At 42.0% G+C, this 14,747-nt stretch carries 15 protein-coding genes; 10 read left to right on the top strand and 5 right to left on the bottom strand.

The window, feature by feature from the left end:
- Window positions 1-50 precede the first annotated feature (50 nt).
- Window positions 51-2,375 (bottom strand): tetratricopeptide repeat protein, encoded by a 2,325-nt coding sequence (locus I8751_RS16455; RefSeq protein WP_214440214.1) that lies wholly within the window; start codon window positions 2,373-2,375, stop codon window positions 51-53.
- A gap of 230 nt (window positions 2,376-2,605) precedes the next feature.
- On the opposite strand from I8751_RS16455, the gene I8751_RS16450 reads away from it, so the two are divergent.
- The 7 genes from I8751_RS16450 to I8751_RS16420 all read left to right on the top strand — a co-directional run bounded on the left by I8751_RS16450 (window position 2,606) and on the right by I8751_RS16420 (window position 8,969).
- Entirely contained in the window at window positions 2,606-3,451 is an 846-nt protein-coding gene (locus tag I8751_RS16450) for a peptidoglycan-binding domain-containing protein (protein ID WP_214440213.1), read from the top strand.
- Between the two features lie 371 nt (window positions 3,452-3,822).
- Window positions 3,823-4,980: a DUF58 domain-containing protein gene (locus tag I8751_RS16445; protein WP_214440212.1), complete on the top strand. Its 1,158-nt coding sequence runs from the start codon at window positions 3,823-3,825 to the stop codon at window positions 4,978-4,980.
- A gap of 92 nt (window positions 4,981-5,072) precedes the next feature.
- Complete coding sequence (locus tag I8751_RS16440; protein ID WP_214440211.1) at window positions 5,073-5,438, top strand: ferredoxin thioredoxin reductase catalytic beta subunit; 366 nt, start codon at window positions 5,073-5,075, stop codon at window positions 5,436-5,438.
- Window positions 5,435-5,824, top strand: a complete 390-nt coding sequence (locus tag I8751_RS16435) for a DUF309 domain-containing protein (RefSeq protein WP_214440210.1) — start codon at window positions 5,435-5,437, stop codon at window positions 5,822-5,824. Before I8751_RS16440 ends, I8751_RS16435 begins: the two co-directional genes overlap by 4 nt.
- A gap of 437 nt (window positions 5,825-6,261) precedes the next feature.
- Window positions 6,262-6,780, top strand: coding sequence for an LptA/OstA family protein (locus tag I8751_RS16430; RefSeq protein WP_214440209.1), 519 nt, complete (start codon window positions 6,262-6,264; stop codon window positions 6,778-6,780).
- A gap of 29 nt (window positions 6,781-6,809) precedes the next feature.
- Entirely contained in the window at window positions 6,810-7,538 is a 729-nt protein-coding gene (gene lptB, locus I8751_RS16425; RefSeq protein WP_214440208.1) for an LPS export ABC transporter ATP-binding protein, read from the top strand.
- 315 nt (window positions 7,539-7,853) lie between these two features.
- A complete protein-coding gene (locus tag I8751_RS16420) occupies window positions 7,854-8,969 on the top strand; it encodes an LptF/LptG family permease (RefSeq protein WP_214440248.1) in 1,116 nt (371 codons plus the stop codon).
- A gap of 132 nt (window positions 8,970-9,101) precedes the next feature.
- On the opposite strand, the gene I8751_RS16415 is transcribed toward I8751_RS16420, so the two are convergent.
- Window positions 9,102-9,722 (bottom strand): CP12 domain-containing protein, encoded by a 621-nt coding sequence (locus I8751_RS16415; RefSeq protein WP_214440247.1) that lies wholly within the window; start codon window positions 9,720-9,722, stop codon window positions 9,102-9,104.
- Window positions 9,723-10,255: 533 nt separating this feature from the next.
- Between I8751_RS16415 and I8751_RS16410 the strand changes: the two genes are divergently transcribed.
- Both I8751_RS16410 and I8751_RS16405 read left to right on the top strand, forming a co-directional pair.
- The gene (locus I8751_RS16410; RefSeq protein ID WP_214440207.1) at window positions 10,256-11,599 is read left to right on the top strand and encodes a hypothetical protein; all 1,344 of its coding nucleotides are present in this window, start codon (window positions 10,256-10,258) and stop codon (window positions 11,597-11,599) included.
- A gap of 140 nt (window positions 11,600-11,739) precedes the next feature.
- A complete protein-coding gene (locus tag I8751_RS16405; protein WP_214440206.1) occupies window positions 11,740-12,447 on the top strand; it encodes a M15 family metallopeptidase in 708 nt (235 codons plus the stop codon).
- Window positions 12,448-12,471: 24 nt separating this feature from the next.
- Here the strand turns inward: I8751_RS16405 and I8751_RS16400 are convergent, their stop codons facing one another.
- Together I8751_RS16400 and I8751_RS16395 are read right to left on the bottom strand one after the other, a co-directional pair.
- Complete coding sequence (locus tag I8751_RS16400; protein ID WP_214440205.1) at window positions 12,472-12,945, bottom strand: TspO/MBR family protein; 474 nt, start codon at window positions 12,943-12,945, stop codon at window positions 12,472-12,474.
- A gap of 91 nt (window positions 12,946-13,036) precedes the next feature.
- Complete coding sequence (locus I8751_RS16395) at window positions 13,037-13,510, bottom strand: TspO/MBR family protein (protein WP_214440204.1); 474 nt, start codon at window positions 13,508-13,510, stop codon at window positions 13,037-13,039.
- Between the two features lie 319 nt (window positions 13,511-13,829).
- On the opposite strand from I8751_RS16395, the gene I8751_RS16390 reads away from it, so the two are divergent.
- Entirely contained in the window at window positions 13,830-14,402 is a 573-nt protein-coding gene (locus tag I8751_RS16390; protein ID WP_214440203.1) for a DUF3611 family protein, read from the top strand.
- Here I8751_RS16390 and I8751_RS16385 read toward each other — a convergent pair.
- Window positions 14,399-14,575: a hypothetical protein gene (locus I8751_RS16385; protein WP_225894194.1), complete on the bottom strand. Its 177-nt coding sequence runs from the start codon at window positions 14,573-14,575 to the stop codon at window positions 14,399-14,401. The genes I8751_RS16390 and I8751_RS16385 overlap by 4 nt on opposite strands.
- Window positions 14,576-14,747 lie beyond the last annotated feature (172 nt).

The following is a 14,747-nucleotide window of genomic DNA, read 5'->3' as shown; positions in this document are numbered from 1 at the left end:
TAGCGTGTCGCAACGCAGGAGCGTCATTACGAATTACGAATTAGTATAAGTTATGGAGAATTAAGTAAAAACTGCATTTCCCCTGCATCCTGGGTCATTCCTAAGCGATTGAAACCGTTGATTGCCTTAGCTGCAAATTTATGGGCTTCTTCTGCGCTTCCCCATTTTTTCTCCCAACGGGCAAGAGAGCGTTGATAGCGAGCTAAGCGCCTTTTGTTGTGAGTCATTTCAGCGACAGTGAAGCCTTGAATTAATAGCTGTTGAGCGCTATCGCGATCGCCTTGTTCAATCGCAATATCAGCTAGCCAATTTCTTGCAGAATTGATCACCCGATGCCAATTAATTTTTTCTGCACTTTGCATCACTTCTTGAAAAAGTGTTTTGGCTTCAGCATATTTACCTTCTTGATAAAAGATTACCGCCCGATGATAAAGCACGGGAATATAATGACGTATGTGTTTTTGTTCTTCGAGATTAGCCTGAGTTACCAACTTTTGTTCTACATTCAGCCATGATCGCGCATCTTCGTAATTCTTTTGCCTAATTCGTAGCCTAGCGAGATTTTCTGCTAAGTCAGCTTGAACACATAAGTCTGCGCGATCGCGCAAAACCCATGCTCGTCGCAACATTTCGTCTGCTTCTTTGAGACTGTTGTCTGAACACTCCCGAATTAACAGCCAAGTTTTGCGGATTATAATCTTCACTAAAGATGACCATTCACCACGCCGTTCTGATTGTTCTATGAGCCATTGCAACCAATCTAGGCGATCATCCCAATAGGCGTAGAGATTTGCATAGTGGTTCAAAAGCAACCATAAATCCCTGACTTCTTCGTAGTGGTCTTGATCTTTACACCAATAAAGTACTGCCCGGAGATTTCTTTCTTCTGGCTCCAGTTTTTTATAATGTATCCATTTTTCCCAATCTTCTCCAGCATAACTATAGGCAAAATCTAGATACCATTTTACCCAGCGTCTCCGTGCTTCTTTTTCAAACTCTGGGTCAGCAGCTAACTCGGCTAAAGCATATTCACGAGTCAGAGAAAGCATCTCATACCGCTTCGTTTCTCGATTGAGACTCACTAAGGAAAGTTGCTGCAAACGTACCAAGCCATCATTGAAAGCATCGGGAGTAGATGTCAGTCCGGCTACTTCAGCTACAGCCGCTTGAATGGGAGAGTTAGGAAAAATCGCCAGTGACATTAGTAACTTGTGGGTAGACAGTCCCTTCATTCCTTGCACTGATTGCTCAAAACAAAAACGTGCCACATCGCCTGTAGCAGAAGCTAATCTTTCCAAAACCAAGTTCAAGGAATAACCACTCGATACTTGACCAATTGCATAGACAATAGCAAGAGGGATACCCCCAGTGCGATCGTAGAGCAACTTAGATTCTTCATCATTGAGAGTTATACATTTGTCTGCTGCTTGTTGTTGAATTAATTGCAAACCATCATCCAAGGGCAAGTTATGCAGACTAATCGGCAGCAAGGCAATTCGTTCGCGGGTAGTAATTACTACTTTGACACAAATAGGTAAATTATAGAGGAATTCTATGACTTCATCTCTGTCCTCCATAGTTTCCATATTATCCACAATCAACAAAGTTCGCTGCTTCGAGAAACTTTGGCGGATGCGATCAAATTGATCATGAGGAGGTGATTGAATAATAGTGGAGTCTTCTAAAGCATTGGCAATCTCTCGAAAGATTTCGCGTAGATTGCGCTGTCCCTGTTGTCGTTGCAAAATACTATTGGGAATCAGTTCTTGTTGTTTAGCAGAGGTGAAGATGATCGCATCAAACTTAGGTGTACCAGCCAAGTTTTCACAACTAGCTTTTAAGCACAAGCGCGCAGCCTCTAACACTAGCGCCGTTTTACCCACGCCACCAATGCCATGCACGGTGATCATGTGAGCGCCATGATCTGGAGAAAGGCGTTCTAGTAGCTTTTTCATATCCGCTTCACGACCAATAAATTCTGTGTAGGTTGGCGCTGGCAGATTGTCGGGGATACGGCGGCTGACAACAACAGACATAGGTGCAGAACCTCGGCGATATCCATGTTTTTCGAGAATGTAAACTAGGTTACTTGACCTAACGCTGTTATCTGCTTCTTCTGTCAAAGTTTCGATGTCTCGATAGATATAACTCAATCCAGCTCTGACAACAGCGTTATTACGGTGCAAGTCTTTACTAATTTTTTTTAAGCTATACCCACATAGCAATCCAAGTAACAAGTCTTTCTTGGTGCTTTGTCTGTATCTTTTGCGGGTTCTAGCCTCTAAATCAGTCAGTAAACGCTCTATATCCCAGTCCTTTGAAACCTTTCGAGACCAAGTTTTGGATAGATTCCCACCTATTGACTGACCTGGCATAAATATCACCCTATGAGTCTGTCATAAATGTCATATTAGCAACATTTTCACTAACAAAATTGTTACAAAGCACTAACAAATTGTTAACTCTGTCAATTGGCTCTTAAAAGGTAATTTTGTAGACTCGTCTCCAAGTTACTTCTTTTCAAAGTTAGGCGGAATGTACAGATAACTTTTGCCATAAATGTTTTTACCCTCATCTTTGCAAAGATTACTAAGAGGAGAACTAAATGAAAAAATTAATTAGATCATTAACCATCTTGTTTGGACTCAAACAATCACAGCGTTATTTTCCAGAAGAAAAACAAGTCTGTGTATTCAAAAAACGTCCCATACTTTACCGAGGTTTTGCGCCGAATACTGTTCAAGACTCAATTAATGAACTACAAAAACACTTGCAAGAACAGGGTTTTCTCACAAATGTCAGTGGTAAATTTGATCTAGAAACAGAAGAGGCAGTAAAAGAATTCCAGAAAAAAAATAATCTTCGGGTGGACGGAGTAGTTGGGCCATTGAGTTGGGCTTGCATTTTTTACCCCAAACTTTACCGCAGTCAAAAGGCTATTACTCCAGAATCACAGGATGCAGTTAAAGAACTGCAAATCATTCTTCACGAAGAAGGGTTTTTGCAAAAGGAACCAAATGGGTATTTCACCAGGGAAACTGAAAGAGCCGTTAAACGCTTTCAAAAAACCTATGGACTCAGAGATGATGGTCTGGTTGGCGCTGCAACTTGGGCTGTGCTGTTGGGAATGCGACAAGAAGTAGACAAAAGTTTTCCCCAATTAGTTTATTTTATATCACCCCAATCTTGGTTTTTGTGGGAGCAATTTTTGATGATTTCTTTCATCATCCTGGGTATTTATTATAGTCCGATACCAGGTTCTGCTCCGAAGTTGAGTACAGCATTGGCAACTGCTTATGGACTCACTTATATAGTGCCTTGTTTGTTAGAGTATTTACCTGTGAAGCAGCCGCAGCAGCCAAAGCTACCATTGTTGCAATATGCTCCTTATGTGTTGACGGGTATCTTTTGGAAACCGATTATCAATTTCTTGGGAACCTTATTTAATTAAAAAAATATCCAGACAGATGATGAGCGATCGCATTTCTTTGAAGTACAGGACTTACGCATAGGTAAAAAGAAATGAACCGCAGAGGACGCAGAGGACACGGTGAAACAGCGCTGCGGAGAGAAGTGCCTTGCGCGGGTTCCCCGCGTTGTGGCAACTTCTCCCAAGGGGAGACGCTCCGCGAACGGGGAGGGTTTCCCTCCGCAGGCGACTGTGTTAGCGCAAGCGGTAGCGAGGGACGAGCGTCACCCGAAGGGAGAAATAGGAGTTTCAGAGAGTTTTTGCGTAAGTCCTATAAGTATTTAAATTATGGTTTGTTTAGCCAACCCCTGAAACACTGTGAATTTTAACCAGCTTTGGGTTAAAAAAGAAACATGAAAATCACCAAACCCATCACTAACTGGTTAGAGATCCAAGCTAGCACCCCTGCATACACTGGTTGGGTACTAGCAGGAATTGCTATTTGCTTTTTCGGGGCTGCTATTAATACAATGGCTGGATGGCTGTATGCAATTAGCGGCGTGAGTTTTGCCCTGCTGGGTGTAGCAGCAGTTTTACCACCGCGATCGCTTGTTGGTCTATCTATCACCCGCCATCCTATTTCACCTGTGTCAGCAGGAGATGAATTGAGGGTGGAGTTAGAAATCTACAATCCCAAAAATCAACCTGTAAACTTACTACAAGTTGAAGATATACTGCCTTTTGTCTTGGGTAAACCAGTACGAACGGCAATAGAGATAATACCTAGCCAAGGCTGTTACCGCTGGGTATACTACCACCCCACCCAACATCGAGGCATTTATCGCTGGCATAAAGTCGAACTGATTAGTGGTGCGCCTTTGGGATTGTTTTGGTGTCGTCGTCAACGTGATTGCGCGGCGATCGCGATCATTTATCCTACTGTTTTACCTCTGGCTACGTGTCCTTTAGTAGATGAAATGGGACAAGAAGAGAGTAAAAGAGGTGATCCCCGTGGTAGGCCATTGCAGACAGCAACCACAGGATTGGTGCGATCGCTACGTCCTTACCGCATCGGAGATCCCACTCGCCTCATTCATTGGCGTACTAGTGCCCGCTACGGTGAACTACGAGTACGAGAATTAGAAATCATCACAGGCGGACAGGAAATAATTATTGCCCTTGATAGTGGTGGTAATTGGCAAGCAGAAAACTTTGAACAAGCAGTAATTGCCGCAGCTTCATTGTACTTTTATGCACATCAACAACAACTACAGGTACAACTGTGGACAGCATCGACAGGATTAATCAAAGGTGAGCGTATTGTTTTAGAAACTTTAGCAGCAATCACATCCCCAGAAGATAGTAGTACTAGCGAGTCTCAGAGCTATCCTGTAATTTGGTTGACTCAAAACCCCCTGACACTTTCTTCTTTACCACAGGGTAGTCGTTGGGTGTTATGGCAGGATATCTCATCACCAACAGAAATAGTCAGTTGGGATTATCCTGGCATCATCCTACAGAATGAACAAGCACTGCAATCACAGTTGCAAAAACCATTACATTCAAATTGAAAAACTCAGGTTGGGGAAATCCACCCAGTAATTGCCTGGTGAGGCTGAGGTACAATGCAAAGAAATATTTAAATTATGAGCCGCCGATCCACATGATATCATCAGAAGCTAACGCCAAATCCACCGAAAAAAGCCTAGAGGCAATGCGGCATTTTTCTGAGCAATATGCCAAGCGGACTGGAACTTTCTTTTGTTCTGAACCTTCTGTAACCGCAGTTGTCATTGAAGGACTAGCCAAACATAAAGACGATTTAGGTGCGCCGTTGTGTCCTTGTCGCCACTACGAAGACAAAGAAGCGGAAGTTAAAGCTACGTATTGGAACTGTCCTTGTGTACCAATGAGAGAGCGCAAAGAATGCCATTGTATGCTGTTTCTCACACCAGATAACGAGTTTGCGGGAGAACAACAAGAAATCTCTCTGGAAACAATCAAAGAAGTACGAGACAGTATGGGATGAGCGAAACTATCCCCCAACAGTTTTGGCAAGGCGTAGAACAGTTCAATTTAGGGCAATTCTATGACTGCCATGACACTTTAGAAGCTCTGTGGATAGAAGCCAGCGAACCAGAAAAATCCTTTTATCAAGGCGTGCTGCAAATTGCTGTAGCACTCTATCACCTGGGTAATCGAAACTGGCGAGGTGCTGTGATTTTACTGGGAGAAGGCAGCAATCGCCTGCGGCGTTACCCATCTAGTTATAGCGGCATTGATGTAGATAAATTACTGGATCAGAGTACAACGTTGTTAAAAACTCTACAACAAACTGGATCAGAAAAAATTACTACCAGTGAAATCGATGTCAATCAAGCTTTGCCTAGGATTGTACTAACCAATGATGAGTAAAATTTGACTCTGATAATTTGGAATAAGTGATTGGGGAATGGGAGCCTTTTTTCTATTCCCCAATATTTTTGACAGGGTTTGTACTAAGCACTTCAGTGTTAAACAAAATCAGGGCTACAGCCACTTAGTACGAACTTATTTAACCCTGAATTTCAACTTTGCAGATTAGTGTATATATTGAAATTGCGGTCTTTTGCCTCAAATGAAAATCTGACAGTATCCTCTTGTACTTTTAGGCTTGATTAAGGGACAATTACGGTTGCTTCCCCAGCTCAATCACAAATTTGGATAAAGTTACAGTGAAACCTCTAGGCTTAGCAAAGCGTCAATATCTCAACCAGCAGTTATCCAAACTTACTCCAGATAGTAGATTTTATCTCTGGATAAAGTAATTGAGATAATTATATACAAGCGGAAATCCTAAATCCCAAATTACTATGATTCCCTGTTATCAATTGCCAATATCACAGATGCGTCGCTTTGGATTAGTTTTGATGTTGCCAGCTGCACTTTTAGGCGCAATGTCTATTGACAATCCGTTAAGCCGTAACGCTTTTCCTATCCAAATGCAAACTGCCACGGCACAAACAGCCCAAGGAAATCGCCCACTTACAATCCGTTCGGATGTGCAAGAATATGATGCCAAAACTCAAGTAGTAACTGCTCGTGGCAATGTGCAAATGTTGTATCCGGCTCGCCAACTTCAGGCAACAGCGGCTCAAGCACAATACTTTAGCAAGGAACGCCGCATTGATTTCAGTGGCAACGTGTACATTTTGCAACAGGGCGGCAATAGTATGCGAGCTGAGAAGGTGACTTATTTGATTGACGAAGGACGATTTGTTGCTTTACCGCAATCTAGCCGTCAAGTAGAGTCCATCTACATGGTGGAGGAGGAAGGCGGACAAGCTGCTACCCCTGCCCCCCAAACACCAAGTTTCAAAGGTTCTAATTAGCATCTACCACAAATCAAAAGGCGCGAATCGTGAAAATTGTCCTAGAGAATATTCATAAATCTTATGGCAAGCGACTTATTGTCAATCGCGTCAATCTTTCTATAGCTCAAGGAGAAATCGTCGGGTTACTGGGGCCCAATGGAGCTGGTAAAACGACGACATTTTATATTGCCACAGGTTTAGAAAAGCCTAATCAGGGGAGAGTCTGGCTGGATAATCGGGAAATTACAGGAATGCCGATGCACAAAAGGGCAAGATTGGGTATTGGCTATTTAGCTCAAGAACCAAGCGTTTTTCGCCAACTCTCCGTACAAGATAATCTTCTTTTAGTGCTAGAGCAAACGAATGTGCCACGATGGGAGTGGCCAAAACGAGTACAAACTTTACTGCGGGAGTTTCGCTTGGAGAAATTAGCGAAAAGTAAAGGTATTCAACTTTCCGGTGGTGAGCGTCGGCGCACAGAATTGGCAAGGGCTTTAGCTGCTGGAACAGAAGGGCCAAAGTTTTTACTTTTGGATGAACCATTTGCGGGAGTTGATCCCATTGCAGTTTCCGAGATTCAACAAATTGTGGCACGACTGCGCGATCGCGGTATGGGCATCTTAATCACAGATCACAATGTTCGTGAAACCCTAGCGATTACTGATCGCGCTTATATTATGCGCGAGGGGCAAATTCTCGCTTTTGGCATTGCAGAAGAACTTTACAGCAATCCCCTTGTACGGCAATACTACTTAGGTGATAACTTCCAAGCTTAAATTTTGGTGAGGGACTAGGGATTAGGGATTAGGGGTTACAGTGGTGTATTTATTTCATCTAAATAAAAACCGCTGTATTTAGTTTTTATTTTTTACCATTGATTTGTAATTATATTGATAGCGATCGCCAGTAGTTAAGGACATAAACTGATCATTAATTCTTTATACTAAAAGACTTTTAAGCCTGTTCTTTAATGTCTTGGTAGCTATGCTTGTTTTGTCTGGGTTGCCTGCGTTTAATTCTTGAAATTGCTTATGATATCAACAAAGTTCAAGCCTTTTTATAGCCTCAGATCACTGCTGCCTTTTACGATCATGGATCGCTACCTTACTAGCGAATTGTTTCCAACATTTTTTTTTGGTGTTGGAGCTTTTTCGTCAATTGGTGTAACTATTGATGCTGTATTTGAGCTAGTAAGGAAGATCGTAGAATCAGGGCTACCCATAGACATTGCTATTCAAGTTTTTTTGTTAAAATTTCCCAATTTCATCGTTTTAGCCTTTCCTATGTCCACCCTGCTGGCTACTTTGATGACCTATAGCCGTCTTTCTAGTGAAAGCGAATTAATTGCTCTGCGTGGTTGTGGGGTAAGTGTCTATCGCATGGTACTGACTGCTGTGATGTTGAGTCTTGTGGTTACGGGACTGACATTTGTGTTTAATGAGCAAATCGCACCAGCCGCAAATTACCAAGCAAATCTTACTCTAGAAAGTGCCCTGAAGTCGGATAAGCCAAGTTTTAAGCAGCAAAATATTTTTTATCCTGAGTATCGGGAAATCAGAGAAGCAGATGGTAGTAAAAACAGGATATTATCACGTTTATTTTATGCTGACCAGTTTGATGGTAAGCGAATGAAGGGTTTGACGATTATAGATCGTTCCACAGAAAATGTGAGTCAAATTGTGGTATCAGAATCTGCTCAGTGGAATGGCTCTCAAAACGTTTGGGATTTTTACAACGGCACAATCTATTTAGTAGCCCCCGATCGCTCTTATCGCAATATTTTGCGATTTGAACATCAACAACTACAATTACCCCGCACACCATTAAGTTTGGCAGAAAAAAGCCGGGACTACGGTGAAATGAATATTAGCGAAGCACTAGAACAATTAACCGTGGAACGTCTCGGTGGCGATCGCCAAAAAATTCGTAAACTCCAAGTACGGATTCAACAAAAAATTGCTTTACCATTTGTCTGTGTAGTTTTTGGTTTAGTCGGTGCAGCAATGGGAACCATACCCCAGCGGACTGGGCGAGGAACAAGTTTTGGTATTAGCGTTATAGTGATTTTTTCTTATTATCTAATTTTCTTTATTAGTGGCGCGATCGGCCAAGCAGGTATACTCTCTCCGTTCATGGGAGCTTGGTTGCCCAACTTTATGTTTTTCGGAATAGGTGCATTCTTATTAATACGGGTTGCTCGACGGTAAAGAAGTAGGGGAGCAGCAAAAGGGGTAAAGGGTAAAGGGTAAAGGGTAAAGGATGAAAAAACCAACCCTTTAAACCTTCCCCTTACCCCTTTTTTCCCATGCCCAATGCCCAATGCCCTATCCTTCAATTAATCAAGGGTGGTTATTTCGACATTCTGGTGCGTCTGGATTGTCTTTACAGTATTCTTCAAAAGATATTTTGGCTGATACCATGCTTTCAGATTTTTGATGAGCAGCTTCTGCTTGGAGTTCTTCTACTTCGTCCCAGGCGACTGCACAGGCTTTAGAATAAGCACCATTCTCAGTACAAACAGCACGAGCCTCTGCGATCGCTTTGTCAATTCTCTCCTCTAGTACTAGTACTTTTGGCGCTTCTACAAAGTTACTCTTGGTCAAAATGTCGGTAATCGAGATAATACCTAATAACTTGCCATGAATCACAGGCGCTCTATGAATGCCAGTATTGGCAAACAACCGTGCTACATACTCCACACCTAACTCAGGATTTACGACAATGCAAGGTTTGCTCATAATTTCGTAAACCCTTATTTGTTTGGCATCTTTACCGTAGGCTGTTACTTTATAAACAACATCAGTTTCAGTGACGATACCATAGGCATCATCATCAGAGCGACGATCCACAACCAAAGCACGCAATCCTTTTTCCTTCATTAGTCCCACCGCTTCAGCGACTGTTGCTGAACCGCGAATAGTAACTACATCCGTGGTCATGATATCTTCAGCTTTCATCATTGCTGTAGTCTCCTGGTAAATAATACGGTGCGTGCGATCGCTGTTTGCTCTTGGCATTCCCGACGGATATGATAGGCGGGTGTTTGCCCGTCATTAAATGGAGTGCCGCGCCTTTATACCTTTTTCAAATGTTTGCTACAAGCGAATGGGTATTATGGGCATATCAAAGCATTGCAGCGCACAGTTTAAGAGTTAGAAAGTAAATAGAAATAGGTGGAAATTTTGTCAAGCCCCAACAATAAATTAGTGCAACTGTCGATTGCTGATGATATCCAAAGTGACCAAAGTTCCAAATCTCCGTCTTAAAGCAACTTTAAGATCAGCAAAATAATTCCAAATTAGTCTCTAATCCCTAGTTCCTAGTCCTTTTTCCCAGCAATGTGTACTTTACACAACCGAGAAGCACTATGTGACTAAGTACATACTCAAAGGCTATGATAAAACTGTCATCTCACTCCAATTGAGATATATTCTCTATCGCTGTGAGTTTCCGTAAATTTTTACCAATTGCTATTAAATTTGTAATTCTAGCCATGCCACATCGCCATTATCCTCCCGCCTACTTACGCTATATCAAAGCCAGATTATGGAATTTAGGCAAACCTAGTTTTTGGGGAACAGCAATTTTTTTATCTGTGGTTGGGCTGGCAATTCTAAAATACTGGTCAAATCCAAATTTCACTGACAAGCAAAATAACCAAGTTACCTCTACACAACCTAAAGACCCCTCTTTGACAGCAGAAGACAAAGCTATTGCAGCAGATATTGATAATTTACCAGCTCTGTATAGTGACTTGGAGGATATAAATCTACCAGCAATTACAAGTACTTCCCCAGAAAAATCTCAGGCGAAAAAGAGCCAAGGTTTTTTGCAGGATGTAATTAGCAAACAACTATCTTCTAACAGTGCCAAACCAAATTCTGATTTAGGAACAGTTAATAACGCGTCTGCGCCTAAAAAGCAAAATCCTTTTGTATCACAAACAGAAAATTTATTACGGTTTGGAACACTAGAAAATGGTAATCAGTTTTCAGGTGTTAAGTCTTTAAATACATCGTCCGAACTAACAAATACAGCAGGAACCTCTTCTAGACTGGGGATTGAAACTGATAAGAGTGAAAATTCTAGCTCAATCAGCCCTCTGCAATCATCACTGAACCAATCTTCCAACCAGTCGATATCAAATTTCAATGGTGTAAATTCAACTCAAACTAATTCTTTAGGGCAAACTTACTATGGAGGAGGGGTTCAAACTTCACCCAGCAACATTTTGCCTAGTCAGACTTTAGCCCCGACTAATGGGCTAAATAACGGAACGGGTTACATTCAACCAACTGTACCCAACGCAACACCAAATCCCTACAATAATTTAAACAACGCTCAGGCACTGCCAAACCAAACTTTTTCACCTACCACAAGGCTAAATAATGGAACTGGCTACATTCAACCAACTGTACCGAACCCAACGCCAAATTCCTACAATAACTTAAACAATGCTCAGGCACTGCCAAACCAAACTTTTTCACCTACCCCAAGGCTAAATACTGGAACTGGTTACACTCAGCCAGCTGTAACGAATCCAACGTCAAATCCCTACAATAACTTGAACAGCAATCAGACATTGCCAAGTCAAACACGACAATCCTCAGGGATACCATTTGTCAACTCTGTGACACCAACTAACGTTGCACCCTACTCTATCCAAGCTCCTAATTCCAATGCCGTCACACCTACAACTCCAGTAGTACCTGGTACTTCTGACAATTTTAGCTGGCAACAACCTACTCAAGTACCACAGTCTAATCTCTCCGTTCCTCGCCAAATTCCAGGACAGTATAAGGATGGGGTTCAGAATAATGGTTACTCATATCCTTAAACTAGTGGTCTGTCTCATTGGTTCTGAGGGGAAAATAAGTTCGTAGTCAGGACTTGAGTCCTGGACTTTTAAGCACTAAAGTGCTCACTACGAACTTATTTTTTTGTACTGTGAATACGAAGTTTATTGAGACTTAGAGGATGAGACCTTATCACCAGATCCCTATTGTAGAATGCGGTGAATTACTGATAGAGATTCCTTTAAAACTGTTTGCGGTAGAATCTCCCCATCCTTATGAAAAACTTGGTGCGCCTTATGGGGAACGTTCTCCTTATTATCTCCGCCAAAGTGTTGTGGATAATTTAGTTCAAGCTCAAAATTACCTTCATCTGTTGCTTCCCAACTGGCAAATCCAAATTTTTGATGCTTACCGTCCAGTAGCTGTACAACAATTTATGGTGGATTATAGCTTTGGGGAAGTGATAGAACAGCGAAAACTGACTGAGGCGGATTTATCACCAGAACAACGCCAAGATATTTGGGAGGCGGTTTATGAAATTTGGGCTGTACCTAGTTTGGATGAACAAACTCCCCCTCCCCATAGTACTGGTGCAGCGGTAGATGTGACATTGGTGAACGGTACAGGACAAATAATGAATATGGGTTCGCCGATTGATGAATTGTCAGAGCGATCGCATCCCGATTACTATGCCAATAGTTCTCACCCAGAAGCACAACAGTATCATGCCCATCGTCAGTTGTTGCGAGACGTGATGTTGAAAGCAGGATTCCAACGCAATCCCAGAGAGTGGTGGCATTTTTCCTATGGCGATCAAATGTGGGCTTGGCTAAGTAATCAAGCCAACCCAGCTAATTCTTTAACAGCACGCTATGGACGTTTGGCATAGATGCATTAATTCGTAATTCGTAAATTACGCATCTTCAGGATTTAGCTGCTTTAATTCTTCGGTGGTATATGCGCCAACAGGACTCCAAACCAGATAAGGAATAAGTAATAGCGCCGCCAGTTTAGAAATCGGTAAAACGCAGATGGCGAGAACAATAGCTGTAATCAATCCGGTTAGCCCAATAATTTCTCCTGTTTTCAGGCTGCGGAACCTCAACATTAAAGGTATGTATGCAATGGTGATTATTTCTACTAACAGGTATAAACCCATTAGCAGCCAAGTAATTACGCTTCCTGGATTTTTTTGCCAGACTATATCGGCTGAAGCAGCACCACAAATTAAGATTACAGTCCAGATAAGCGGGATAATTGGCTCGAAAACTAGCCATTGGGGGCGGCTTAATTGACCAAACCATTTAACATCGCGCGGCGTGATCAAGAAACTAGCGATCGCAACTAAGAAAGTTACAGCCCCAATTATAATCTCAGATGTAATCATACTTGCACCCTTATTTCTGTATTTTGTCCAGTTGTACAATGCAAGTTTGACAATTGAAGAGCGTGGGTTTAATCAGTCGCTGGTTGGAATCTCAGACATCTTCAGGATTGAGACTCATCATCTGCCAAGTGGTATATGTACCAATGGGACTCCACAATAAATAAGGAACTAGTAACAGTGCTGCCCAACCAGAAATAGTTAAGACTGCAAGTGTCAAAAAAATACCAATGATAAAACCTGTACCACCAAGAATTGTACCTGCTTTCAAACTGCGAAGCCTAAACATGACAGGAGTGTAAGCAATGGTGACAATTTCTAAAAGCAAATATAAACCCATGATTAACCACGTTGTAGTGCTTCCTGGGTCGTGTTCCCAAACAATATAAGCTGACCAAGCACCACAAATAAAAATTACAGTCCAGATTACGGGAATTGCGGCTTCAAAAGTTAGCCATCTGGGTCTTTGTAAGCGTTTGAACCATTTGCGATCGCTTGGTGTAATCAAGTTAGCTGCTAAAGCAACCAAGAAAGCTACACCCCCAATTACCATCCAAGATTTAATCATGCTGCCCTTTATCCTTTGGCGATCGCTATCTATTGCTTAAATATCACGCTCTATAGAGGAATTTTGTCAATTTAATTGCTAATAGCTCATCATCCCTGAGTTTGATAACTAGCATCAGTCGGTAATATTTAACCATGTCTTGAAAAGGCGGGAATAGGTTATGGGGAATAGTCCTTTGTAGACATGGTAATTTATCGCGTCTTTGTGATTTATTCCTCAAGATAAGAAGGTTCTTTCTGTGGATGGGGGTATAGGACAAGCAAGTGGAAATATCATTTCTAGGTAGTGAAAAATGTTAGTCAATTAGATGGAAAATAATATGCAAACTGAGTCAGAAGCGAAACCACTCGTAGCACCATCGCTTCATGGAATTGCTAATACTATTCGCTTTACAGGCTGGATTGCCTTTTGGGTGCAATTAGCACTAGCTGTAGTTTCGGGCTTAGTTTTGTTATTTGTTTCTACTGGTCGTGAGTTTTCCAGTCAACCGAATGCAGGGCTGGGCGTTGGTATATTTTGGGCTGTGTGTGGAGTTTTAGCACTGTTATTCAGTGTATATTTAAATTTTCGTTACACTCGCCTAGGCAAACGTTTAGATAATCCTAATTCTTCTCTGCATCCTAGTAAGGCAGACACAACCGCAGCTATACGACTGGGAATCATTGTGGGTTTAGTAGGAATGTTATTAACTTTATTAGGTGCTGGCTCAACGTTAGGAGTACTAGTAGCAAAATCTATCTCCCAACCGCCAGGTGTGGCAATTACCGACCCTTACAAAATTATTCGTGCGCTTGATGTGTTCGTAGAATTGGCAAATGTTAATGGTATTGCTGCTCACTTTGTGGGTACTGTTGGTTCTCTATGGTTGCTGGAGCGAGTGCATCAACATTAAATTATTTGTGATTTGCCTGCCATAAGCTTGTCGTACAAGGCAGGATCAGAGGTTTGTAGTGGTTGGGGCATTGCATCAAATGTCGCTTCCTCGGTTGCTAGATAAGCACCACTTTCAGCACGATTGGCTAGATAGCAGGCGATCACTCCATAAACTTGTTCAAGTGTCAGCAACGAAAAAGACTGAACAATACTTTAAGGCCATAACCTCGGCAACTCAACTGATAGCTTACAGTTGCGTTCCGGTGCAGCGATGTGTGAAGTGGCGGTACTACTGTAGGAGCAAAACTGGGAAAAAGAGCTTTGAGTTACACTAGCATTAAACACCTGCCAGTATTCTACTTCA

The organism is Atlanticothrix silvestris CENA357 (genome assembly GCF_016056295.1).
Taxonomy (GTDB): Bacteria; Cyanobacteriota; Cyanobacteriia; order Cyanobacteriales; family Nostocaceae; genus Atlanticothrix; species Atlanticothrix silvestris.
The sequence above is the reverse complement of the archived record's forward strand: the minus strand, read 5'-3'. Positions and strand labels throughout refer to the sequence as shown.